Below are 25,206 nucleotides of genomic sequence, written 5' to 3'. Positions count from 1 at the left end.
CTTATAGACTGGCTCTTTACTGCTGAGAAGGCGGCCCGCTGTGAAAACGGAATTCACTGTCGGGCTTCTCTATCAATGAGTGCTCGACCTCCGCAAAAAGTGCAATACGATCATCTATCGACTCACCCGCATATTCCCGCGCCAGTGCCAGATAATCCTGATAGTGACGTGCTTCCGACTTAAGCAGCGAACGATAAAACTTTGCCAGCTCATCATCCAGATGCGGCGCCAGACAGGCAAAACGCTCGCAGGAGCGCGCCTCGATAAACGCACCAATGATCAACAGATCAGTCAACCGCCCAGGCTCTGAGGTTCTGACATGCTCACGCATACCTGAGGCATATCGTGCCGAACTGAGGAAAACATACTCAACACCACGCGCCTTCATCAGCTCCAGCACCTGCTCGAAATGGATCAACTCCTCTCTCGCCAGGCGTGACATCTTATTCAGCAGATCTGTCCGCTCAACATACCGGAACATCAGCGACATGGCCGTAGACGCTGCCTTCTTTTCGCAGTGAGCATGATCAATCAGCAAAATCGACTGATTCTCCTCCCTTAATGCCGCCTGCACCCAAGCCTCCGGGGTTCTGCACGGCAAAAAAGCATTAATCTCATCAAGCGGGGTCATGTTTTCTCCTGGCCAATCTAAAACGCGCGATCTATTGGGTATGTAATAGGGGGTACGAACTATCAGGCGCGCATTATAGGTGATCGCGGATGGCATCAAAAGCGTTCAGCCAGTAACAACATCCCGGTACTGCTGATAAAGCGCCTCATGCTCAGACACCTTATCTCGGGATGGACGCTTGCGCACTGAAGTGTATCCCTTCAACACTCCATCACGAATGTTCGGCATAACGGTCGCCTTAACCCAGTAGTACCGCCCATCCTTACGCAAATTCTTCAGATAACCCAGCCAGTTACGCCCCTGCAGCAAAGTTTGCCACATATCGGCAAACACCTCCTTCGGCATATCGGGATGGCGCAGAATCGCGTGGGTTGCCCCCATCAGCTCATCTCTGTCATAGCCAGACATCTCGACAAAAGTATGATTGGCATGCGTGATGATGCCATCCGGGTCAGTACGCGACACTATCAATCGCCCTTCTGGCCACGCCACCTCCTGATCCACCACCCACACCTCTCTGTGCGTGCCGTCAAAATGCTGCAGCCGGACCCACTTCCCCTCAAAGGCTTCAGTTTCCATCCTTTTCAACCCTGCAACTGACACAAAATATTCCTCACCCATCAATAATATGAAATCAGACAGGAGATCCATCACCTGTGATTCATGAAAGTGTTTAGTAATTGAATTAATTACGCTATTGCAGCAAAAACAGGGCGAAAAAGCATTGATACGCATCAATTTTCGATACTTTTCCTGCACATATCCTGCACTTAACCCCCTTCCTTGACCCAAAGTATAAGCCCAAGATTGTCGACAATACTTAACTTTTCAGGCCTCTTAAGCTAGAATTCACCCGCCAATCACCACTCGATACAAATTCCAGGCGTCGTCGGTGTCATAAAATCCGGCGCATGCTGTGACAACAGATGAGGGCTTTATTGTGCTTGAAGCATATCGCAAACATGTCGAAGAACGCGCCGCTGAAGGCGTACCTCCCAAGCCGCTGGACCCAGAGCAAACAGCAGCACTGATCGAACTCCTGCAGAACCCACCCGCAGGTGAAGAAGCCTTCTTGCTTGATCTGTTGACTGATCGCGTACCTGCCGGTGTTGACCAGGCTGCTTATGTTAAAGCAGGCTTCCTGGCTGCCGTCACCAAGGGCGAAGCCAGCTCACCCATGGTCAGCAAAACCAAAGCTGTTGAACTGCTCGGCACCATGCTCGGTGGATACAACATTCAGCCGCTGATTTCGTGCCTGGATAATGAAGAGCTGGCTCCGACTGCTGCCAAAGCGCTGTCCACTACTCTTCTGATGTTTGATGCCTTCCATGATGTGAAAGACAAAATGGATGCGGGCAACCCACATGCGAAACAGGTAGTCGAGTCCTGGGCTGCTGGTGAATGGTTCACCAACAAACCTGCCGTTGCTGAAAAAATCACCGTTACCGTATTCAAGGTTCCTGGCGAAACCAACACTGACGACCTGTCTCCTGCACCAGATGCCTGGTCGCGCCCTGATATCCCACTGCATGCCAATGCAATGCTGAAGATGGAACGTGAAGGTATCGAGCCGATCAACCCTGGCACGACTGGCCCACTGAAGCAGATCGAAGCTGTTAAAGCCAAAGGCTTCCCAGTTGCTTATGTTGGTGACGTTGTCGGTACCGGCTCATCACGCAAATCTGCTACCAACTCTGTGCTGTGGTTCTTCGGCGATGATATCCCGAACGTGCCTAATAAGCGCGCTGGCGGCTACTGCTTCGGCAGCAAGATCGCTCCTATTTTCTACAACACCATGGAAGATGCCGGCGCACTGCCAATCGAGATGGATGTGTCGAAAATGAATATGGGTGATGTCATTGATGTCTATCCCTATGAAGGTGTCGCGAAAAATCACGAAACCGGCGAAGAACTCTGCCGCTTCGAACTGAAAACTCAGGTTCTGCTGGATGAAGTACGCGCCGGTGGCCGTATCCCGTTGATCATCGGACGCGGCCTGACTGACAAGGCTCGTGCAGCACTGAAGCTTCCTGCTGCTGACCTGTTCCGCCTGCCAGAGCAGCCTGCCGATACCGGCAAAGGCTTCACCCTGGCGCAGAAAATGGTTGGTAAGGCATGTGGTCTGGAAGGTGTTCGTCCAGGCATGTACTGCGAACCCAAGATGACGACTGTCGGCTCTCAGGACACCACTGGCCCGATGACACGTGACGAGCTGAAAGACTTGGCATGCCTGGGCTTCTCTGCCGATCTGGTGATGCAGTCCTTCTGCCACACCGCAGCTTATCCAAAGCCGGTTGACGTCAGCACGCATCACACGTTGCCAGACTTCATCATGAACCGTGGCGGTGTCTCACTGCGCCCTGGTGATGGTGTAATCCACTCCTGGCTGAACCGCATGCTGCTGCCTGATACAGTCGGCACCGGTGGCGACTCCCACACCCGTTTCCCGCTGGGTATCTCTTTCCCTGCCGGTTCCGGTCTGGTCGCGTTCGCTGCAGCTACCGGCGTCATGCCACTGGATATGCCAGAATCTGTTCTGGTTCGTTTCAAGGGCAAACGCAACCCTGGCATCACCCTGCGTGATCTGGTTCATGCGATCCCCTACTATGCTATCCAGGAAGGCCACCTGACCGTTGCCAAATCCGGCAAGAAGAATATCTTCTCTGGTCGTATCCTTGAGATTGAAGGCCTGGATGACCTGACTGTCGAGCAGGCATTTGAACTGTCTGATGCCTCTGCAGAGCGCTCTGCAGCCGGCTGTACCATCACTCTGTCAGAAGATTCGGTCGCAGAATACCTGCGCTCCAACATCGTTATGCTGAAATGGATGCTGGCTGAAGGCTATGGCGATGTCCGCACCATTGAGCGTCGTATCAAGGGTATGGAAGAGTGGCTGGCCAACCCACAGCTGATGCGTGCCGATAAAGATGCCGAGTACACTACCGTCATCGAAATCGACATGTCAGAGATCAATGAGCCGATCCTGTGTGCGCCTAACGACCCTGACGATGCCCGCAAACTGTCTGATGTTGCCGGCGATACCATCGATGAAGTATTCATCGGTTCGTGCATGACCAACATCGGCCACTTCCGTGCTGCCGGCAAACTGCTGGAAGCCAGTGGCAAAACGATTCCGACTCGTATGTGGATCGCGCCACCTACCAAGATGGATGCCGCTCAGCTGACAGAAGAGGGTTACTACAGCATCTTCGGTCGCGCCGGTGCACGTCTTGAGATGCCGGGCTGTTCATTGTGCATGGGTAACCAGGCACGTGTTGCGGCGAAGTCTACGGTTGTATCCACCTCAACCCGTAACTTCCCTAACCGTCTGGGTGATGGTGCCAATGTCTACCTGGCCTCTGCCGAACTGGCTGCAGTCGCTGCACTGATGGGCAAGCTGCCGACGGTTACCGAGTATCTGGAGTATGCCAGCAAGATCGACAGCATGGCCGGTGAAGTCTATCGCTATCTGAACTTTGATCAGATGGATAGCTACATCAGCAAGGCTTCTTCGGTTATCCCGACAGCCGCTGTCTGAAACGTGCCGGTGTGATCTGACTGGATCACACGCTCCCTATAAACCCTGCACGGCAACGTGTGGGGTTTATCCGTTTAAAAGCGACCTGAATCGCCAGAATCGATAGCGAGCAGAAAATGAAAACCGTGATACCTGATACAACTCCCGACACCAGGAATGAAACCGCTCAGACCAAAAATGGCTTTCTGGTGCTGGTTTCTCGCCTTGTATTTGATGAAAAGCTGCCGGTACGTTTCATGTACAAAACTGTCCCGGAGCATCTTAACGATACAGGATGGCGGCTGTTTACCGGCTATGAGTCAGAAGAGTTTCTGGCAGATGAAGCACTGAACCTACTACCGGTTCCACTGGAAAAAATACAACAGCTTGACCCGTCTCTGACAGAACTTCTGCAGTATAATGCCGGCACCGTATGGGAGCGCACGCCTGACTCGCCACAATGGGAGCGCGTGTATGACTTCAAAATCCCTGTGCCGCAGAGCGATGTGACCATTACCAATGATGTCGATCAATTCGCCGATATCAAAAAGGGTGAATAATAGCCCCCTCTCACGACCTGCTTTAGGAGATCAATCATGCCATTAAGCGCCTACCTGCTTAACCTGCTTGGGGTTGCAATTGTCATTCTTGGCCTGAACCTCAAGAAAAAATGGCAGAAACTTGGAATCGCCTTGGCAATAGCTGGATTTCTGATCGGCACATCGCCGGTCTGGTATGTCATGATGAACCAGCCCAGCGATGAAGAGGTTATCGAGTACCTGCGCGAGCAGCATGAGCGTCAGTTGAAGATTGAACAGATGAGGCAGGATCGTGAGCTGGAGCAGCCTTCCGGTTACTGACGCACCTCAGGACTGAGCGGCTTTATCGAAAAACCGTCTTGTTTCGAAAATACTGGCAGAGAAGCGCTTCCCATTGCTGCTCAGGTGCCGCTTCAGGGCGAGATCAAACAAGACCGGGTTATGCCGCCTCAGCTCTGTCATGAAATCGACAGAGGACATCTCAAGCATACCCTCGCGCGCCAGTGATAAAGGCGAAGTCAGTGGCAGAATACCAGGTAGCGGGTAATCTGAACCAAACAGCAGGCGGGGATGCCATTCGTCCCGCTCAATCAATTCCCGCAACACCTCATCAGGGCGATTGCGTTGCGTGATGGCCGAGATGTCACCATACAACAGGTTGTCGTAATGTGTTTCGGCCATCATTCGCTTGAACAGCGAAAAGCTCGACACTCGCCGCCCCTCCGGCCCCTGGTCCAGATCGACATCTTCACCGGTGCTGGCACAGTGCGCCATCACCACTCGAACACCTCTATCCAGTGCACGCCTGAGCCTTAGCGGATTCCCCCAGACAGGTCGTCCGGCACCAACCACTGCACGCTCCTCACCAACATGGGTGATCAGCGGCATATCCAGCCTGACCAGAGCATCATAGAAAGCATCACACTGCGCTGAGTCAGGATCGATACCCATTGCTGGTGGCAACCACTTGACCGCTCTGGCTCCTTGCTGACTGGCCAGTTCAAGCGCCTCTATTGCATCTTCGCGATAAGGGTGTACCGAGCACACCCACTCAAACCAGTAAGGTGCTGCCAATGCGATTTTTCGCGCATAATCGTTGGGTACATAAAAAGGGGGCAGATCCGGGCGAGGCTCACCATTACTACTGTGCGTGCGATCAAACGCAAACAGCATCATCTTGAACCCCAGCGGCATACCGGATACAAGATTGTGAAGACGTGCAACATAGCTACGATCGACACTACCTTCTGCATCATGGACACACCCAGCGTTCAGATAAAAGAGCCGTTGTACGTACTGTATTGGGTGCAATGGACTGAGCATGCGATCAGACAACTCTATGCCGCTGTCTGAATCGCCCACACCCACCAGATGGGCATGACAATCCCAGACCAGTTCTGGGTCGAGACCTTCCCAACTACTATGCAGTAGTTCATGATTACGCAATGAGTCGGGCAGCGTTGTGATGCAAGGATTGAAAAGCCTGGGTTCACTGATGACAGGGCCTTTACAGCCGCTCAGAAACAATGCCCCGAGCCCTGCAGCGATAAAACGTCGACGTGAGTGTGAAACCAAAGCCCGCTCCGCCTTACTTGCGATTGCCGACTACGTCACCCACACTGGCAATGAAATAGACGGGATCGAATGAAGGTGGCAACCGGTCATTGATGATGAAGTACATATACACGGCGTGCAGCGCACCGAAACGATAGAACACACCACTGAGAAGACGTGAAATAAAAGCGGGGTGGTAGCGTCGTAGGCGCAGCTTGCTTTTAGCGGCGCCGAACAGATATCCATAAGTTGCACCGACAATCTGCTGATCGGCTCTCATCACCCCCTTCTCAACCTGTACCTTGGAAAACTTCACAGCATCACGAATCGAGTGGCCAATAGAGATTGCCAACAAGCGGCTTATTTTATCTGCAGCCTGTGGTTTATTGATCACTATCGTATATTTTTCAGCCAGTATCTCATGCGCCTTGGCAAGGTGAAGGGATATGTTGCCATTGATCGTTGGTCGATAGAACACATGCGGGCTGAGGTAGGTGAAAAGTCGACGGCGCGTGATCAGTTGCACAAATCGGTCTACCACATCCTTGAAGGAGAAAAAAGGCATCGTAGCCAGCGGCACTGTAATCAACATAGTGACCAGCAGTGAGTATTTGAATGCCAGTTCTCGGCGGTTCAGTACCATCCCCTCAAACAGGGCATAGAGTATTGCCGACATGCCTATCATCACTAAAAAGGCTAGAACGAGGATATTCATGAAATATGAAAACAGAAAAAACCTGCCCTCTGAGCTACCCACCACTGCAGAAAGGAAGCGTTTGGTCTCACTCAGCCTGAAGCCGATCTCAGAAATCATGCGCGGGCATCCTTTTGTTACCTCTTGCAAGCTACTGACACTGAAGCTGGCTTGCTGGAGCAAAGTATAACAAAGTTGGGTAGGAATTCAGAAAGACCTGGAAACACAGGGAATGAAATGATCAGGCAGCCAGAATTCTGGCCTGTTCCTTTTGCAGCAGATTCAATAACTGCTCTGGACAGGTTTCAGTTCTGATCAGTTGAAACAGATCCTTTGCTTGAGGATAGTAACGGCTAAGCATCTGCACCCACTGCTTGAGCCGGCCATGTACATGACGAATCGACAGATCCTGAGTCACACGTGAGTGGAAGTCGCTCAACAAGGGTAACAGTTCTGCCCAGGTCTGTTCAGGCATGATCAGCGGCATATCCGCACGTATCTGCCTTGCCAGAAACGGATTCGCAACCAGCCCGCGACCGATCATAACATCCGAACATTGGCTGACTGCCTGGCAGCGACGATAATCGTCAGCAGTCCAGACTTCACCATTGGCGATAACGGTGATGCTGATCGCTTCACGGATACGTGCAATCCATTCCCAATGAGCAGGTGGACGGTAACCTTCGGTTTTGGTTCTGGCATGCACCGTCAGTGTGCCCGCACCGGCTGACTCTATGGCACAGGCATTCTCGATTGCCAGGGTCTTATCCAGATAGCCCAAACGCATCTTCGCGCTGACAGGCACATCAGCCGGAACCGCTCTGCGAACGGCTGACACGATCTGATGGATCACTTCAGGCTCATTCAACAGAATCGCTCCACCGCGGCTTTTATTCACCGTTTTGGCGGGGCAGCCAAAGTTCAGGTCGATCCCCGGCGCTCCCAGCTCCACAGCTCGTGCAGCATTCTCTGCCATCAGTCCCGCTTCGCTGCCCAGCAACTGCAGTAACACGGGTGTACCGGACAGGGTTTTTCCACCCTGCTGTAATTCAGGCACCAGACGGTGAAAAACCGAGGCTGGCAACAGCGAACCCGACACTCTGACAAACTCACTGACACAAACATCAATACCACCAATGCCTGTCAGCAGTTCGCGCAGGGTGAAATCCACCACGCCCTCCATCGGAGCAAGAAAGATCCTCATGACTGAGCAGATCCCTCGAACATCAAAGCGCCGCCAGCCCCAGCTGCAGATCTCGTTTGATATCTTCAACCGATTCCAGCCCGACTGACAGCCTGATCAGGTTGTCATGAATACCGGCACTGGCCCGCTCTTCTGGTGTCATACGACCATGCGTGGTCGTGCCAGGATGGGTGATAGTAGTTTTCACATCACCCAGATTGGCAGTAATGGATATCATCCGGGTGGAGTCAATGAAGCGCCAAGCGCCCTCTTTGCCACCTTTGACTTCAAAGGACAGGACGCCACCAAAACCTTTCTGCTGGCGACTGGCCAGCTCGTACTGAGGGTGTTCCGGCAAACCGGAGTAAAACACACGCTCAATACCCGGCTGCTCTTTCAACCAAAGTGCAACCTCAAATGCCTGCTCACTCTGCGCCTTGATTCGCAGCGACAGGGTTTCCAGCCCCTTCAGAAACACCCATGCATTGAAAGGACTCATGCAGGCACCACCGGTACGGATAAAGCCGAAGACAGCTTCCATCTCTTTCTCGCGTCCGACCAGCACCCCACCGACACAACGCCCCTGACCATCAAGGTACTTGGTAGCAGAGTGCATCACGATATCGGCGCCGAGATCGAGCGGGCGCTGCAGAATAGGTGTCAGGAAACAGTTATCGACCACCAGTAGCGCATCATTTGCATGAGCAAGATCAGCTAACGCTTTGATATCACTAAGTTCTGATAAAGGGTTAGATGGTGTTTCCAGAAACAGCATGCGTGTATTGGACTGAATTGCAGCCTGCCAGGCAGACACGTCCGTCGGATCAACAAAAGTACTGGTGATACCAGCACGGGTCAGATAGCGATCAAACAGCGATACTGTCGAGCCAAACACACTGCGTGAGCAAACGATATGATCGCCCTGCTGTAACAATGCCAGACCGATACTCATGATCGCGGCCATTCCCGAGGCCGTTGCAACCGCTCTTTCGCCCCCTTCCAACGCCGCTATACGTGACTCGAAAGCCTGTACAGTGGGGTTGGTGAAACGGGCATAGATATTACCGGGCTCATCACCGGCAAAACGCGCTGCGGCTTCACGCGCGCTGGAGAAAACAAAGCTCGACGTCGTGAAGATAGGGTCGCCATGTTCTCCCTCTGCCGTACGCTGCTGACCGGCCCGGACAGCGAGAGTTTCAAGGTCATAGCCCTGATCCTCAAACTGAATCCGCTCGGCACGTTCAAATCTGGACTGAGTCATATTGTCATTTCTCCTGCTTCAGTCAGCATCGATACAGGTATGAAGATCAGCCGAATCATCATTATCGGCATCAACATCATCACTTCGCGACTTGGCACCATCATTACGACGTGCTTCCAGACGGTCCAGATATGCCTTATCAACTGTACCGGTGACATAGGCGCCATCAAACACGCAGGTATCAAACTCTTTAATCGCCGGGTTAATCTCGGTAATGGAGGCCTTGAGATCATCCAGCTCCTGATACAGCATCCAATCGCAACCGATATATTCACCAACCTCATTGGCAGTGCGGCCGTGAGCGATCAACTCACCCGCTGTCGGCATATCGATACCATAGACATTGGGAAAGCGGACTTCCGGTGCGGCTGATGCGAAATACACTTTACGAGCACCCGCCTCACGAGCCATCTGCACGATCTGCTTGGATGTCGTGCCACGCACAATAGAGTCATCTACCAGCATCACGACCTTGTCCTTGAACTCGGCCCGGATAGGGTTGAGCTTCTGACGTACTGATTTCTTGCGTTGCGTCTGCCCCGGCATAATGAAAGTACGGCCGATATAGCGGTTCTTGATAAAGCCTTCGCGGAAAGTCACATCGAGACGCTTGGCCATTTCCAGCGCTGCGGTACGACTGGTATCCGGGATAGGGATCACGACATCGATATCATGCTGAGGGCGCTCCTTCAGCACTTTCTCAGCCAGTTTCACACCCATCAACATGCGAGAATGATGAACCGAGATCTTATCTATGATGGAATCAGGACGTGCCAGATAAACATACTCGAACAGACAAGGTGCCAGCTTGGTTACCTGCGCGCACTGGCGCTTGTGAAGCACACCTTCTGTATCGATGAAAACGGCTTCGCCTGGCAATACATCTGCTTCCAGCGTAAAACCGGAAGTATCCAGCGCCACACTTTCTGATGCCACCATATACTCGACTCTACCGCCCACTTCACGCTTGCCATAAACCAGAGGACGAATGCCATGCGGGTCACGGAAGGCCAGAATGCCATAGCCGGTAATCATCGCCACAACCGCATAGCCACCCTGACAACGTGCATGCACCTGCTCCACCGCCTGGAAAATATCCTCAGCTGTCGGCTGCAGCTTACCCAGACGCTGCAACTCGTGTGCAAAGACGTTCAGCAACACTTCCGAATCGGATGTGGTATTGATATGGCGCAGGTCTGCCCTGAATATATCATCCGCCAGTTGCTCTGCATTGGTCAGGTTACCATTGTGAGCCAGCGCTATCCCGTAGGGAGAGTTGACGTAAAAAGGCTGAGCTTCGGCAGAACTGGAACTACCAGCCGTTGGGTAACGTACATGCCCGATACCCATGTTGCCTTCCATACGCTTCATATGACGGGTTCTGAAGACCTCATTGACCAGCCCATTGTCCTTCCGCATGAAAAAGCGATCACCGTCGCAGGTCACCATGCCAGCCGCATCCTGCCCCCTGTGCTGCAGAACAGTCAATGCATCATAAATGGTCTGATTTACAAAGCTAGTGGCAACTATGCCGACAATACCGCACATCTAATCAACCCCTAAGGAGATAGTTAATCTAAAAAACAGTGTCACACTCAGCTTCCGATGTTCCAGAGCATATGCCCCAGGTCCTGCGCCATATCCCTCGACCAGGTTTCCAACACCAGAAAATGCGGAATCAACTGGGATTCACGCCACCATTGGTCCTGCACTGCGGGCGTCATACCCAGCAGTACCAGCAGTATAACAACGACAAGCCCGCCACGCAGTGCCCCGAAGCCAATACCCAGAACACGATCCGTGGCGGACAGGCCCGTTACATTAATCAGCGCCCCGATCATCAGACCTATAAGATGGCCGACAATCAGGGTAGCTATAAACAGAATCAGAAATGCGATCAACAGATGCACAGATGGCGGAGTATCGACGTACTGCGCCACCACGGTCGACAAGGGCACCGAGAAGATGCGCCCGACAATAAAAGCCGCGACCCAAGTACACAGCGATATCGCTTCCCGTGCAAAACCTCGCCTCAGACTCAACAACGACGATATGCCGATGATGGCAAGAATACTCCAATCAACCCAGTTCATATTCTTTAAAGCCCTGTCACCATCTGATTATTCGGCTTGGTTTTCTTCAGCATCAGTATCATTGCGTGGTAAAACGCACGATGATACCGTCCAGGCCATATTCCTGCTTCAACTGCGCCTGCAGCGCTTCGAGTCTGGAGCGCTGCATATCAGGCCCGACATAAACCCGAACAAGGTCCGTACCCTGGCGGATATAGACCTTATAACCCGCTTCAATCAGCTTGTTTCTGAGCCCGCGAGCATTCTCCTCCTGCTTGAAGCTTGCCAACTGCAGCGTCCAGGCAGCAGGCACCTGATCGGCATCCAGTACCGGTGTATCCTCTACAGGGTTCAATGTCGGTGCTAACTGCTCAAGTGGCTCAGCTATTTCGACAGCCGGTGCGGGCACAATAACCGCTTCTGCCGGTGGTGCTGGCGTAACACTTTCAATTATTATCGGGTTGACCGGTTCAATCTGAACCAGCTCCGGCATCACAGGTGCTGGTGGTATAACTGGCTCCAACTGACGCTCCTGATAGCCCGCTCCATCAAACACCAATGGAAAAAAGACCAGTGCAATGATCAGCACTGCCACAGCACCAGCCAGACGTCGTTTAAGATTAACCGTCATACGTTCAACTCGTCCATTTCAGCGTTTTGAGTGCATCGGCTACGGTAAAGAAAGACCCGGCGATAACCACTCGATCCCCCTTCTGCACCCTTTCCAGCACTTTCTGGACAGCCGATTCAACACTGCCATGTTCATGTATACTCGCGGCATTCACTTGCAAGCGGGACAGACGCTTCGCCAGATCCTCAGACCGGGCGCCTCTGCCAACATCAAGTGTGATCGGGTACCATTCACAGACTGCTGATTGTAACAGGGCCAGCACCTGATCAATATCCTTATCAGCCAGCATGCCTATAATCAGATGTGTTCTGGTGGCATCTTCTGATCCCAGACGCTCAGCCAGATAGGCTGCTGCCTCAGGGTTATGCGCCACATCCAGAATGAAAGGTATGCCCTGTACATCAAGGCGCTGCATGCGACCTGTCATCTGAGCCGATTCAAGACCTTTGCGGATCGCCGCTTCAGAGATGGTGAAGGGTAAAAACTGAATAGCCTGCAGCACGCTGGCTGCATTTTCGATGGGCAAAGCGGGTTTTGGCAGATCACACAGTGTCAGCGGTTCACCTGAGGAGCTGACACCTTGCCAATCCCAGTTCTGAGCACTCTTTGCATGATCACTCCTTGCAAGATCACTATCGGCCTGGGCATTATTGCTGCAAACAGAGTTGCTGCAAGCAGAGTAATCCTTCTGCCGCACCAGCAGACGGGCACCCAGATCACGTGCCACTTGCAGCAGACTCTCCGGCGGATCAATATCACCACACAGCGCGGGTTTGCCTGCTCGGAAAATACCTGCTTTTTCACGCCCGATGGATTCGCGATCCGGCCCCAACCAGTCAGTATGATCCAGGGCAATGGTGGTGACTATCGAGATATCGGCATCAACCAGATTTACCGCATCCAGGCGCCCACCAAGTCCCACTTCAAGAATCACGACATCTGGTTTGGCTGCGGTAAAAAGCACCAATGCCGCCAGCGCACCATATTCGAAATAGGTCAGTGAGATGTCGCCTCTGGCCTGCTCTATCGCAGCAAAGGCATCACACAGCGCCTGATCACTGACCTCCTCACCATCGATACAGATGCGTTCGTTATAACGCAAGAAATGGGGTGAGGTGAATGTGGCGCAACTCAGACCTGCCTGGCGCAGAATCTGATCAAGCATGGTCGTGGTGGAACCCTTGCCATTGGTACCACCGACAACAATTTTGATACTTCCACTCAGATCGGCGGGCAGACGAGCCGCCACCCTTCCGATACGCTCAAGCCCAAGATCAATCTCATTGGGATGACAAGCCTCAATCCTGGCAAGCCAGTCGGCCAGTGTGGCTGGATATGTAGTCGACATTAAAGTTCTACCGGATCAGGTGGTTTCTGTCTCGTCGACAACGATCTCTTCTTCCGCAGTTTCCACTTCGCCGACAAGCGTCTTCTGACCGCTCAGTTTGCTCAGGATCGATGCCAGACGGGTGCGCATCTCTTTGCGCTCAATGATCATATCGATCTGACCATGCTGAAGCAGAAACTCACTGCGCTGAAAACCTTCCGGCAGCTTCTCACGAACGGTCTGTTCAATAACACGTGGACCGGCGAAACCGATAAGTGCGTTCGGCTCAGCCACATTCAGATCGCCCAGCATGGCCAGACTGGCAGAAACGCCACCATAAACAGGATCTGTCAGAACAGAGATATAAGGCACACCGGCACGCTTCATCTTTTCAAGCGCTGCACTGGTTTTAGCCATTTGCATCAGTGAAAAAAGCGCTTCCTGCATACGCGCGCCGCCAGAAGCCGAGAAACAGATCAGCGGGATGCGCTCCTCCAGAGCGATTTTGGCAGCCCGAACAAAACGTTCACCGACAACCGCCCCCATCGAGCCCCCCATGAAACGGAACTCGAACGCTACCGCTACAACAGGCTTACCTTCAAGATTACCGCGCATGGCAATCAGCGCATCTTCCTCGCCAGTCTCTTTCTGCGCAGCACTCAGGCGATCCTTGTACTTCTTGGAATCACGAAACTTAAGACGATCAACCGGCACCACATCGGCACCTATTTCAGAGCGCCCTTCACGATCCAGAAACAGATCCAGGCGTTGGCGTGCACCAATGCGCATATGGTGATCGCATTTGATACAGACATTCAGGTTCTTTTCCAGCTCAGGCCGATAGAGAACCGAGTCACACTTCGGACATTTCTCCCAAAGACCTTCAGGTACATTGGTGCGTTTCTTTTCACTTCGAACCAGTGAAGGAACTATTTTATCCAGCCAGCTACTCATGTTTTATAAATCCTGCCAGTGAAAAGGTTAACTATCAGGCGTCCATCGCCTTGCGCATATCTGCAATCAGGGACGAAACGCTGGATGCGATGGCATCAGGCTGTGTCACCAGCTCAGCAATTTTGCTGACCAGCACACTGCCGACTATCACGCCATCTGCAATCTGGCCGATAGCGCGGGCAGATTCAGGATCACGAATACCAAAGCCTACCGCCAGCGGAAGATCGGTCATCTGTGCAACCTGTGACAGCTTGGCTGCCACTTCATCCACATTCAGTGCTGCAGAGCCCGTAACGCCCTTCAGTGATACATAGTAAAGATATCCGGTGCCCAGATCGCAGATATGACGCAATCTGGCTTCGGAGGTAGTCGGTGAAATCAGATAGATGGTATCAAGTTCATGAGAGGTCAGAATGGCAACGATCTCTTCGGACTCTTCCGGCGGCAGATCGACTGTCAGAACACCATCTACACCGGCATCCTTTGCGCGCTTGGCAAAGTTCTCATACCCGATCGCTTCCACCGGATTCAGATAACCCATCAGTACGACAGGTGTTGTCTGATCCTTCTGACGAAACTCCGCCACCATATCCAGAACATCCAGCAGACGGGTACCGTGGTGCAGTGAACGCTCGCATGCAAGCTGAATCACTGGGCCATCAGCCATGGGATCAGAGAAAGGTATCCCCAGCTCAATGATATCGGCACCGGCCTCAACCATGGCATGCATCAGACCAACAGTGATACCCGGAGCCGGATCACCCGCTGTCACAAAGGGGATCAACGCGGCACGGCCCGACGCTTTAAGGTTGCTGAAACTGCTTTTAATTCGACTCATATCTGTACATCTACCCTTCAGATCTCAATGCCGTCAAGTGCTGCAACGGTGTGTATATCCTTGTCACCACGACCGGACAGGTTCACGATAATGCTCTGATCCGGACGCATCTGTGGGGCCAGCTTGATCGCCTGAGCTATCGCATGACTGCTTTCAAGAGCGGGCATGATGCCTTCAACCTGAGTCAGAGTACGGAACGCCGCCAGGGCTTCGTGATCGGTGATTGCGACATATTCTGCGCGTCCTGAATCTTTGAGCCACGCATGTTCTGGTCCGACTCCCGGGTAATCAAGACCCGCCGAGACAGAGTGTGTATCCAGAATCTGACCGGCATCATCCTCCATCAGGTAAGTGCGCATCCCATGCAGTACACCCGGGCGACCATCAGACAGAGGCGCAGCATGCTGGCCAGTTTCCAGACCATAACCACCCGCTTCAACACCGATCATTCTGACCGACTCATCCTCGATAAAGGGATGGAACAAGCCGATAGCATTGGAACCGCCACCAACACACGCAATAAGTACATCCGGCAAGCGACCTGTCTGCTCCAGACACTGGGTTTTGGCTTCACGGCCGATCACGCACTGGAAGTCACGCACCAGTTTGGGATAAGGGTGTGGACCTGCCGCCGTACCGATGATGTAGTAGGTATTATCGACGTTTGTCACCCAGTCACGCATCGCTTCGTTCATCGCATCCTTGAGCGTACGCGTGCCGGAGGTGACCGGAATCACCTCAGCACCGAGCAGGCGCATGCGATAGACGTTCAGAGACTGGCGACGTACATCTTCAGCCCCCATGTAAACTTTACATTCAAGACCCAGACGCGCAGCAACCGTTGCTGATGCAACACCATGCTGACCGGCACCTGTTTCGGCGATCACACGCGGCTTGCCCATGAATTTTGCCAGCAGCGCCTGACCAATGGTGTTGTTCACCTTGTGGGCACCGGTATGGTTGAGATCTTCGCGCTTGAGATAGATCTTTGCACCACCCAGCTCACGTGTCAGGCGCTCTGCCAGATAGAGAGGCGACGGACGCCCGACATAATGTGCCAGGTCACGATCAAACTCTTCCTGAAAAGCGGGGTCTTTGGAGAGTTTGTCATACACTGCTTCGAGCTCTTCGAGTGCTGCAATGAGGGTCTCAGAAACGAAACGGCCGCCATAGGGGCCGAAATGTCCTCTGGAATCGGGTAAAGACTGCTTCGCAGTCTGTTCAGTCGTTGACACTTTTCACCTCATTTACAAAGCGCTTGATTTCATGAATATCCTTGATGCCCTTACTGGCTTCCACTCCGCCACTGACATCAACGGCCCAGGGTCTGATCTGCCGTATCGCTGCAGCGACATTATCAGCATCCAACCCTCCGGCCAGTATGATTCCGGGCCTCAAGGCCTCAGGAATTACTGACCAGTCAAAAACTGATCCGGTGCCACCGGGCACTCCGGAAACATAGGTATCCAGCAGTACAGCGCGAGCTGCAGAGTATTGATTCACCATAGCGGTCAAATCCATACCCGGTGCCACGCGCAACGCCTTTATCCAGGCTCGTGCAAAACTGTCACAGAACTCCGGTGTTTCATTACCATGAAACTGCAACAGGTCAATCCGCGTTAAATCGATTGTACGTTGCACCTCTTCAGCCGAAGCGTCCACAAAAAGACCTGTCATGGTCACAAACGGCGGCAAGGCAGCAATAATTTCGGCTGCTTGCTCAGGCGCGATATAACGAGGACTCGGCGGGTAAAAAACAAAACCCAGTGCATCTGCCCCTGCATCCATCGCAGCCCTGGCATCTTCCAGACGCGTAATGCCGCAGATCTTAATCCGTGTTCTCATCTTTGCCTCTGGAAATTCAACTGCAGGGCGAATAATAGCAAAGCCAGCGTCTGCCGTCAGTCTGCACCTGACAGAAAATAGGGCCCAAGTGGCGATAGCGGCAACTCAAACTGCTCCGGATAGTCTACATCGACGAAATATAGACCAAACGGCGGCGCTGTCACGCCGCCCATGCGACGATCACGCGCCTCAAGCACCTCACGTGACCACTCCACCGGAGCCTCACCGCATCCGATTTTCATCAGTACGCCCGCAATATTTCTGACCATATGGTGCAAAAAGGCATTTGCCCTCACATCGATCATGATCAGCCGACCTCGTTGAGTCACTTCCAACGACTGTATTGTCCGCACCGGACTTTTGGCCTGACATCCGACTGCACGATAAGAGGTAAAATCATGCTCACCCACAAGACTTTCCGCTGCACGCTGCATTAACTCAAGATCAAACGTTTTGTGTGTCCAGGTGACGCCTCGGCTCAACAATGCCGGCTTCACGGGTGAGCTGTAGATCAAATACCGGTAACGCCGGGCACGAGCCGAAAACCGCGCATGGAAATCATGCGTGACAGGTTTTGCCCACTGAATGGAGATGTCATTCGGGAGATAAGTATTAGTGCCCAGCACCCAGGCACGCAGATCACGCTCGACACTGGAATCAAAATGGATGATCTGCCAGGTGGCATGCACACCAGCATCCGTTCGACCGGCACAGACAACCTGAACCGGATGATTGGCCACGCGAGACAATGCACGTTCAACTTCTGATTGCAGGCTGGGTACATCGTCTTCACTCTGTTTCTGCCATCCACGATAAGCAGTACCCTTGTATTCCACAGCCAGCGCATAACGATAAGGGGCGATCGAAATCGCCCCTTGATTTTCAGTTTCACTCATAGTTTTTTCAGGACAGTGATTTTAACAACTCTTCGGCTTCTTCACGCTGTTGATCACTTCCCTCACGCAGGATCTCACCCAGAATATCTCGTGCACCCTCAACATCATCCATTTCGATATAGGCACGAGCAAGATCCAGCTTCGTTTCATTTTCATCAGCACCATCAAGCAATCCAAGACCTTCCAGAATATCCTCTGAATCGGACGCATCGGTTTCTTCAATTGCAATATCATCATCTGTACTGTTCAGCAGGTCATCCAACTCGCTATCCAGCTCCAGTTCGAGATCATGAGCGATATTCGCTGTCAGCTCCTCCTCAACCACCTCTCCAGGCCTTGGCTTGCGCTGAACAGGTTCATCGCCATCTTCAAGATCCAGCGAGCTGAGCAGAGAGTCAATATCATCCGCATCAGGCACTTCCGCTTCTTTCGAGAGCGCATCATTGACGGCAATTGTCGCCTCGTCATGATCTTCGATGTCATCAAACTCAAATGCGGTCAGGAAGTCATCTTCAGCATCATCCTCATCGGCACCTTCAGAATCACTCAGATCTGAGCCCACATCATCCAGCTGCATGCCTTCAGAACCCAGTAGATCTTCATCATCATCTTCGACCGTCTCAACGTCGGCATCCAGTTCCTGATCCAGCTCGTTCTCAAGATCACCCTCAAGATCATCCAGATCATCCAGATCAAATTCATCATCATCCAGAGATAGAGCTTCCGACTCTGACTCATCAGCAGATTCAAGGTCGCTCTCAGCCAGCTCTTCCTGGAGCAGCTCGGCATCTTCGTCATCCATGCCGGCCAGCAGACCTTCCAGATCAGAATCCAACTCTTCATCTTCATCAGCGACAGCAAGAGTGCTTGCTGCAACTGCAGCAGGTGGAGCAAGATCAGTCAGACCGTCATCTTCAGAAAGCTCATCTTCATCGGAAAGCTCAATCGCCTCAAACTCATCCTCTACTTCAGAAGCACCTTCATCTTCAGAAGCACCATCATCTGCATCATCAAAATCCAGATCGAAGAGTGAATCGACATCATCAGTCAGCGACTTGTCTTCATCGTCACCCTCAAGGTCTGAATCTGCGGATGTGCTGGTGAAATCCAGCTCATCAAGATCATCGTCTTTATCTTCGAGGCCAAGACCAGAAATCAGATCTTCCTCATCACTCTCTGCGGAATCAGACTCGGCAGCAGTCACTTCTGGTTCAACACTTTCAGGACTGGATAGATCAATATCATCCAGATCATCGAAATCATCAGCCGACAGATCGAACTCCTCATCCAGAACTCTGACATCTTCCTCTGCCGTTTCGGTCATCTCAGAGGCTTCTGGAATATCCAGATCCATATCCAGATCCAGATCTGAAAGATCATCTGAACTATCTACCGCTCCAGACAGCGGCTGGTGCACGACACGCTCTTCTTCCTGAGGCACGACTTCTTCAGGCTCACTTGCAGCCACCGCCGCTGCAGCAGCAACTGCCGCAACAGGTGCCGCCTTGGAGACAGCCCCGGAGTCAGTTGCACCAGAATCAAGATCCTTGGGAGCACGAATCAAGCCTGGGTCGTCCTCTTTGGTTGAGGCTTTACGTTTTCTGATGAACAACAGCGCCAGCAGCAGTGCCAGAATACCGCCCAGGATAGGTCCTATATAGGGTATGGAGGAGACTGTATTGATAAAGCGCTCTACGCTTTCCATGAAGCCGCCACCCGTAGCGGCCGGAGGTGGTGATGCTTCAAATTGTGCGATTTTAGCTTGAAGATCAGCAATCTCTTTACTTTGAAGCTCAAAAAGCCGACTTTCTAGTTGACGCTGCCCAAGCAGTGCATCAATTTTCTCATGCAGATCCTGATTTTCACGACGCAGCATATCGATCGACTCTTCAGTCATCATCAATCGAGTATCTATCTGCTCTATTCGTTGCTCCTGAACCTCAGTTTGCTCTGCAGGCTCTACCGCCGCATCGGCATCAAGAGCCGACTGCTCACCAGGGTCGGTTACATCTGGCGCAGACTGCTCAGTACTGACTGCACGTTCCTCAGCGGCCGTTTCCTCCTGCGTGGGCGGAGTCACTATCTTAAGCTCACTGGGAACCTCTTCAGTCACAGCTTCAGGCTGCGCTTCAGGCTTTCCCTCTTCACGACTCCCATCAACGGCTGGTGTCGCGGCGACCGCTTGCCGGGGAGCTGCGCGCCCCTGTCGCCAGAGTTCTGTCTGGCGGGCAAACTCTGCATTAGCCTGCTGTGCACTCAGCGATCGGATCTCACTGCTACTGGGAATATCCATGACCGTACCGGCCTTGAGCATATTCACATTGCCGGTAGGAAAGGAGCCCGGATTCTTGCGCTGCAGAGCCAGCATCATCTGTTGCGGGGTGATACTTGAGTCTGGCCGATGCCTGAGAGCAAGCTCCCACATGGTATCGCGCACATCAACATAGATCTGGGTCTGCGCATCCGCACGTGACTGCAGATTGCTCGGAGGAGCGACTGCAGGCGAAGACACTACAGGTGCTGGCGCGGGAGCCGGCGCTGGTGACTGCACAGGAGAAGGCACTACGACAGCTGGCATGGGCGCGCTGGATACCGCTGGCTGAACCGGACGAGAGACGGGTGCCGGATCGAAGACCGGGGGATCAAGTAACAACGTATACTCTCTGACGAGTCGACCACTCGGCCAGTTCACCTCAACCAGAAAATTAAGGAAAGGCTCCCGGATAGGCTCGTTCGAGGTCATTCTGATAACCCCGGTGCCGTCAGGGAATACATTCACCTGGAAGCGCACATCGCTGATGAAGCGCGAGCGTGTCACGCCAGCCAGAGAAAAATCATCAACATCCGCCATTCTGGGCTGAATCTGCATGGGCGACAGATCACGCACCTGCAGGAGCCTGATCTCAGCCTCAAGCGGCTCATTCAGCGCAGATCTGATGTTAATCTCACCAAGCCCCAATGCATTTGCATTCGGTATACCCAGCACCCCGGCGATCGCAAGGCTTAAGGCAAGTTTTCTCAGCATCAGTTGTTCCCTCTTGAGGAGCAGCTCTCGTTACAATAATCTGGATAAAACAGAGAGTTGCATATCCGAATTGTAACGCAAGTATTATTTATAAACTGCTGTTCGGTCAAGTCAGGCGTGAAGGATTACTGACTGGCGCCGGATCAGAGTATCACTTTCTATTATAAAGCAATTATCCGAGCCGCCCGATAAGACCTTCAGCTATCTGTACGGCGTTCAATGCACCACCCTTGCGCAGGTTGTCGGTCAGGGCACACAGAGAAAATCCATTGGCACTGTCGCGGTCAACTCGGAGTCGGCTGATAAATACCTCATCCTTTCCAGCGGCAGTTGATACAGGCGTCAGAGGCTCTTCGTCCGGTCTGGCCAGGTACACGCCAGCCACTTCACCCAATAACTCACGCATTTCATCCAGTGCCACTTTATGCTGTGTTTCTGCGTGAACAACCACTGCCTGACCATAAAAAAGTGGCACCTGCAGCTCACTGACGGCGATTTCAAGCTGATCATCCGCCAGCAACTCTCTGAGCTGGTCGGCCAGTTGCCATTCATTCAGAGTATAACCACTTTCCAGTATTTCGCCGGTCTGCGGCAACAGGTTGAATGCCACCTGACGCGAAAAATACTCAGGCTCAGCATCACGACCGTTCAGCAACCGAGCTGTTTCACCCGCAAGTGCCTTGATGCCGTCATGACCAACACTGGCCACAGAGCTGAGGCTGGTGACATTCAATCGCAGAATCTGATAGCGACGATGCAATGCCGCCAACGCCACGGAAGCAGCAACAACGGCAGCTCCCGGAGAGCAGATCACCGAACCGGATGCAACAGACTCGAGAACTTCGGGATTCACTTCAGGGACAGCACAGTGCGCCTGAGCGCTCTCTGATGAGGGCGTCAGATCAATAACAAATCCACCCTGCGCCGACATCTGCGCCTGCATATCTGCGCTCAGCCCACCCGACATGCAGTTAAACAGAATACCCACACCTGAAAGATCAAGCTTGCTCAAGGTCGTGATACGCACGGCATGGCCGGCGAACATCACACCACGCGCTTCTTTGTCATCACTGTCGGCAAGACGGACACTACTGACGGGAAACTTCCGATCGTCCAGTATTTCCAGCAGATTTTCGCCCAGAAGAGATGTGGCGCCCAGAACAGCAATTACAATCGACATGCTTTAAACCTTTGTAGGTAATATAAAAAAAGCCCGGACAAGGCCGGGCTGTATTCTAACACAATTGTGAGCGGGCTTGATCAGCCTTGCAACAAGATACGCAGCATCCTGCGCAACGGCTCAGCCGCACCCCAGAGCAACTGATCGCCAACGCTGAACGCGTTGAGATACTCAGGCCCCATTTTCATTTTACGCAGACGGCCAACTGGCACACTGAGCGTACCGGTCACCTTGGTGGGCGACAGTTCAGCCATGGTGATCTCACGCTCATTCGGAATCACTTTGACCCAGTCATTGGCACCGGCAATCAGCGCTTCGATCTCGCTCAACGGCAGATCGCGTTTGAGCTTGATAGTGAATGCCTGACTGTGGCAGCGCATCGCACCGATACGAACGCAAGTACCATCAATCGGTACAGGGTTTGAGGTGTGGCCGAGAATTTTGTTGGTTTCGACAAAACCCTTCCACTCCTCTTTACTCTGCCCATCCTCTACAGCCTTATCGATCCAGGGGATCAAGGAGCCTGCCAGAGGAACACCAAACTTATCAGCCGGGAAATCGCCACTGCGCATCGCTTCAGCCACTTTGCGATCGATATCCAGAATCGCAGAAGCCAGATTTTCAAGCTCGGGCTTCACAGCCTCATTGATCGCACCCATCTGGCTGATCAACTCACGCATATTCTGCGCACCGGCACCCGATGCAGCCTGGTAGGTCATGGAACTGACCCACTCAACCAGATCAGCCTTGAACAGACCACCCAGCGCCATCAACATCAGCGAAACGGTACAGTTGCCACCAACATAGGTTTTCACACCCTTGCTCAGGCCGTCACGAATGACATCAAGATTGACTGGATCCAGAATGATGATGCTGTCATCTGCCATGCGCAGAGAAGAGGCCGCATCAATCCAGTAGCCATTCCATCCGGATGCACGCAGCTTGTCATATACCTCGTTGGTGTAATCACCGCCCTGACAGGAGATGATCGCATCCATCTGTTTCAACTCATCAATATTGCGAGCATCTTTCAGCGGAGGGGTTTCCTTACCGATATCGGGGCCGGACGCACCCGCCTGCGAGGTCGTGAAGAAAATCGGTTCCGCAATATGCTCGAAATCGCCCTCTTCCAACATCCTCTGCATCAGTACTGAGCCGACCATACCACGCCAGCCTACAAACCCTACACGTCTCATTCGTGCCCCCATATCAATTAGATTGCAAAACTTCTGAGGCCTGCTCTGCTGCATGACGCTCTCAAACGCTCATGCAGCGATGCTCAGCCTCTCAGCGGTTACGCAGCGCGTCTATGACTGCGTCCCCCATGACAGAAGTACTGACCTGCTGCATCCCCTCAGACATGATATCTGCGGTACGCAACCCCTGATCCAGCACCTTACTGACAGCCAGCTCGATTCTGTCTGCCACTTCGCCATTATTCAAAGAGTAACGTAACATCATAGCGGCTGAGAGGATCGTTGCCAACGGGTTCGCGATACCCTTTCCTGCGATATCGGGCGCAGAACCATGACATGGCTCATACATTCCCTTGTTATTCACATCCAATGACGCCGAAGGCAGCATACCGATTGAACCGGTCAGCATCGCCGCTGCATCCGACAGAATGTCACCAAACATATTACCGGTCACAATGACATCAAACTGCTTGGGTGCACGCACCAGCTGCATCGCCGCATTATCAACGTACATATGGCTCAGCTCGACATCCGGATACTCGGCAGACAGCTCATTCATCACCTCACGCCAGAGCACCGTCACTTCCAGCACATTGGCCTTGTCTACGGAGCAGAGTCTGCCATTACGGGCACGAGCTGCTTCAAACGCGACCCGCCCGATGCGACGAATCTCGTTTTCATCATAAACGTAGGTGTTGTAGCCTTCGCGTATGCCACCCTCTTTAGTGCGATAGCCACGCGGCTGGCCAAAATAGATGCCACCGGTCAGCTCACGCACGATCAGGATATCCAGACCGGACACCACCTCGGGCTTGAGTGTTGAGGCATGCGCCAGCTGCGGATAGAGAATCGCCGGGCGCAGGTTGCCGAACAAGCCCAGTGCCGACCTGATACCAAGCAAACCTTTTTCAGGGCGAATCTGGAAATCGGGAATCGTATCCCATTTCGGACCACCTACCGCTCCCAGCAGAATAGCATCAGCATCTTTTGCCGCCTGCAGCGTCTCATCAGGCAGAGGCACACCAGTAGCATCGATGGCAGCACCACCCACTCGCGCTTCGCTGAGATTCAACTCCAGACCATGCTGTTCATTAACCAGTTCCAGCACACGGCGTGCTTCGTTGACTATCTCCGGGCCAATACCATCGCCGGGAAGGATCAGAATATTTTTTGACATCAGTTTCAGACCTTAAGATGTTATTTAACTGTTCTGTGCAAAAAGCCAGGGAGCTTCCTGCCTGCGACGCTGTTCATAGATGCTGATATCATCTGCAAACTGCAGTGTCAGGCCAATATCATCCAGACCATTCAACAGACAGTGCTTACGGAACTCATCCACCTCAAACGGCAAGCGCGTGCCATCAGCTTTTACAACCGCCTGACCGGGCAGGTCGATCGTCAGTTGATATCCCTCGTTTGCCTCCACTTCAGCAAACAACTGATCAACACTGGCTTCATCCAGCACAATCGGCAACAGACCATTCTTGAAGCAGTTGTTGTAAAAGATATCGGCAAAACTCGGTGCAATCACGGCCCGGATACCGAAATCTTCCAGCGCCCAGGGTGCATGCTCTCGACTGGAGCCGCAACCAAAATTACGACGCGCCAACAGAATGCTGCAGCCTTTATAACGCGATTTGTTAAGGACAAAGTCCGGATTCAGAGGACGTTTACTGCTGTCCTGATCAGGTTGACCCTCATCCAGATAGCGCAACTCGTCAAACAGGTTGGGGCCAAAGCCGGAACGCTTGATCGACTTCAAGAACTGCTTGGGGATGATCATATCGGTATCGACATTGGCACGATCAAGAGGAGCCACAATACCCTGATGCTCTGTAAATTTTCTCATCTGTTTCTCCTCCG

23 protein-coding genes are annotated in these 25,206 nt (G+C 52.7%); 3 read left to right on the top strand and 20 right to left on the bottom strand.

The genetic code is table 11. The features are described 5' to 3' along the window. Positions 1-16: 16 nt before the first annotated feature. Both ACK3CJ_RS10130 and ACK3CJ_RS10125 read right to left on the bottom strand, forming a co-directional pair. The gene (locus tag ACK3CJ_RS10130) at positions 17-631 is read right to left on the bottom strand and encodes a tRNA-(ms[2]io[6]A)-hydroxylase (protein WP_409526294.1); all 615 of its coding nucleotides are present in this window, start codon (positions 629-631) and stop codon (positions 17-19) included. A gap of 105 nt (positions 632-736) precedes the next feature. Continuing rightward, complete coding sequence (locus tag ACK3CJ_RS10125) at positions 737-1,210, bottom strand: PAS domain-containing protein (protein ID WP_409526293.1); 474 nt, start codon at positions 1,208-1,210, stop codon at positions 737-739. Between the two features lie 361 nt (positions 1,211-1,571). Between ACK3CJ_RS10125 and acnB the strand changes: the two genes are divergently transcribed. The 3 genes from acnB (at position 1,572) to ACK3CJ_RS10110 (ending at position 5,008) form a co-directional block, all read left to right on the top strand. After that, positions 1,572-4,169: a bifunctional aconitate hydratase 2/2-methylisocitrate dehydratase gene (gene acnB / locus ACK3CJ_RS10120; protein WP_409526577.1), complete on the top strand. Its 2,598-nt coding sequence runs from the start codon at positions 1,572-1,574 to the stop codon at positions 4,167-4,169. A gap of 116 nt (positions 4,170-4,285) precedes the next feature. After that, complete coding sequence (locus ACK3CJ_RS10115; RefSeq protein ID WP_409526292.1) at positions 4,286-4,708, top strand: immunity protein Imm33 domain-containing protein; 423 nt, start codon at positions 4,286-4,288, stop codon at positions 4,706-4,708. Positions 4,709-4,744: 36 nt separating this feature from the next. Beyond that, a complete protein-coding gene (locus tag ACK3CJ_RS10110; protein ID WP_409526291.1) occupies positions 4,745-5,008 on the top strand; it encodes a hypothetical protein in 264 nt (87 codons plus the stop codon). A 6-nt stretch (positions 5,009-5,014) separates the two neighbouring features. Here the strand turns inward: ACK3CJ_RS10110 and ACK3CJ_RS10105 are convergent, their stop codons facing one another. The 18 genes from ACK3CJ_RS10105 to leuD all read right to left on the bottom strand — a co-directional run bounded on the left by ACK3CJ_RS10105 (position 5,015) and on the right by leuD (position 25,192). Beyond that, on the bottom strand, positions 5,015-6,262 hold the full coding sequence (locus tag ACK3CJ_RS10105; protein ID WP_409526290.1) for an amidohydrolase family protein: 1,248 nt from the start codon (positions 6,260-6,262) through the stop codon (positions 5,015-5,017). A gap of 13 nt (positions 6,263-6,275) precedes the next feature. Further along, positions 6,276-7,055, bottom strand: a complete 780-nt coding sequence (locus ACK3CJ_RS10100; RefSeq protein ID WP_409526289.1) for a hypothetical protein — start codon at positions 7,053-7,055, stop codon at positions 6,276-6,278. A 121-nt stretch (positions 7,056-7,176) separates the two neighbouring features. Beyond that, complete coding sequence (locus ACK3CJ_RS10095; protein WP_409526288.1) at positions 7,177-8,139, bottom strand: tRNA dihydrouridine synthase; 963 nt, start codon at positions 8,137-8,139, stop codon at positions 7,177-7,179. 22 nt (positions 8,140-8,161) lie between these two features. After that, on the bottom strand, positions 8,162-9,379 hold the full coding sequence (locus ACK3CJ_RS10090) for an O-succinylhomoserine sulfhydrylase (protein ID WP_409526287.1): 1,218 nt from the start codon (positions 9,377-9,379) through the stop codon (positions 8,162-8,164). An 18-nt stretch (positions 9,380-9,397) separates the two neighbouring features. After that, the gene (gene purF / locus ACK3CJ_RS10085) at positions 9,398-10,927 is read right to left on the bottom strand and encodes an amidophosphoribosyltransferase (RefSeq protein WP_409526286.1); all 1,530 of its coding nucleotides are present in this window, start codon (positions 10,925-10,927) and stop codon (positions 9,398-9,400) included. A gap of 47 nt (positions 10,928-10,974) precedes the next feature. Then, complete coding sequence (locus tag ACK3CJ_RS10080) at positions 10,975-11,472, bottom strand: CvpA family protein (protein ID WP_409526285.1); 498 nt, start codon at positions 11,470-11,472, stop codon at positions 10,975-10,977. A 58-nt stretch (positions 11,473-11,530) separates the two neighbouring features. Continuing rightward, a complete protein-coding gene (locus tag ACK3CJ_RS10075) occupies positions 11,531-12,082 on the bottom strand; it encodes an SPOR domain-containing protein (RefSeq protein WP_409526284.1) in 552 nt (183 codons plus the stop codon). A gap of 4 nt (positions 12,083-12,086) precedes the next feature. Next, entirely contained in the window at positions 12,087-13,430 is a 1,344-nt protein-coding gene (gene folC / locus ACK3CJ_RS10070; RefSeq protein WP_409526283.1) for a bifunctional tetrahydrofolate synthase/dihydrofolate synthase, read from the bottom strand. Between the two features lie 15 nt (positions 13,431-13,445). After that, positions 13,446-14,363, bottom strand: a complete 918-nt coding sequence (gene accD, locus ACK3CJ_RS10065) for an acetyl-CoA carboxylase, carboxyltransferase subunit beta (RefSeq protein ID WP_409526282.1) — start codon at positions 14,361-14,363, stop codon at positions 13,446-13,448. A gap of 34 nt (positions 14,364-14,397) precedes the next feature. Continuing rightward, positions 14,398-15,201, bottom strand: coding sequence for a tryptophan synthase subunit alpha (trpA, locus tag ACK3CJ_RS10060; RefSeq protein ID WP_409526281.1), 804 nt, complete (start codon positions 15,199-15,201; stop codon positions 14,398-14,400). 17 nt (positions 15,202-15,218) lie between these two features. Continuing rightward, positions 15,219-16,436 (bottom strand): tryptophan synthase subunit beta, encoded by a 1,218-nt coding sequence (gene trpB / locus ACK3CJ_RS10055; RefSeq protein WP_409526280.1) that lies wholly within the window; start codon positions 16,434-16,436, stop codon positions 15,219-15,221. Then, positions 16,423-17,046: a phosphoribosylanthranilate isomerase gene (locus ACK3CJ_RS10050; protein WP_409526279.1), complete on the bottom strand. Its 624-nt coding sequence runs from the start codon at positions 17,044-17,046 to the stop codon at positions 16,423-16,425. Before ACK3CJ_RS10050 ends, trpB begins: the two co-directional genes overlap by 14 nt. 56 nt (positions 17,047-17,102) lie before the next feature. Beyond that, positions 17,103-17,942: a tRNA pseudouridine(38-40) synthase TruA gene (truA, locus tag ACK3CJ_RS10045; RefSeq protein WP_409526278.1), complete on the bottom strand. Its 840-nt coding sequence runs from the start codon at positions 17,940-17,942 to the stop codon at positions 17,103-17,105. Between the two features lie 7 nt (positions 17,943-17,949). Further along, entirely contained in the window at positions 17,950-20,967 is a 3,018-nt protein-coding gene (locus tag ACK3CJ_RS10040) for a FimV/HubP family polar landmark protein (RefSeq protein WP_409526277.1), read from the bottom strand. Positions 20,968-21,139: 172 nt separating this feature from the next. Continuing rightward, positions 21,140-22,147 (bottom strand): aspartate-semialdehyde dehydrogenase, encoded by a 1,008-nt coding sequence (locus tag ACK3CJ_RS10035; RefSeq protein ID WP_409526276.1) that lies wholly within the window; start codon positions 22,145-22,147, stop codon positions 21,140-21,142. A gap of 80 nt (positions 22,148-22,227) precedes the next feature. Further along, positions 22,228-23,343, bottom strand: a complete 1,116-nt coding sequence (gene asd / locus ACK3CJ_RS10030; RefSeq protein ID WP_409526275.1) for an aspartate-semialdehyde dehydrogenase — start codon at positions 23,341-23,343, stop codon at positions 22,228-22,230. A gap of 91 nt (positions 23,344-23,434) precedes the next feature. Then, entirely contained in the window at positions 23,435-24,520 is a 1,086-nt protein-coding gene (leuB, locus tag ACK3CJ_RS10025; protein ID WP_409526274.1) for a 3-isopropylmalate dehydrogenase, read from the bottom strand. A gap of 24 nt (positions 24,521-24,544) precedes the next feature. Continuing rightward, the gene (gene leuD / locus ACK3CJ_RS10020; RefSeq protein WP_409526273.1) at positions 24,545-25,192 is read right to left on the bottom strand and encodes a 3-isopropylmalate dehydratase small subunit; all 648 of its coding nucleotides are present in this window, start codon (positions 25,190-25,192) and stop codon (positions 24,545-24,547) included. Positions 25,193-25,206: the final 14 nt, after the last annotated feature.

The sequence above is a fragment of the Nitrincola salilacus genome (assembly GCF_046271865.1).
Taxonomy (GTDB): domain Bacteria; phylum Pseudomonadota; class Gammaproteobacteria; order Pseudomonadales; family Balneatricaceae; genus Nitrincola; species Nitrincola salilacus.
This window is presented reverse-complemented; position numbering and strand designations above follow the sequence as displayed.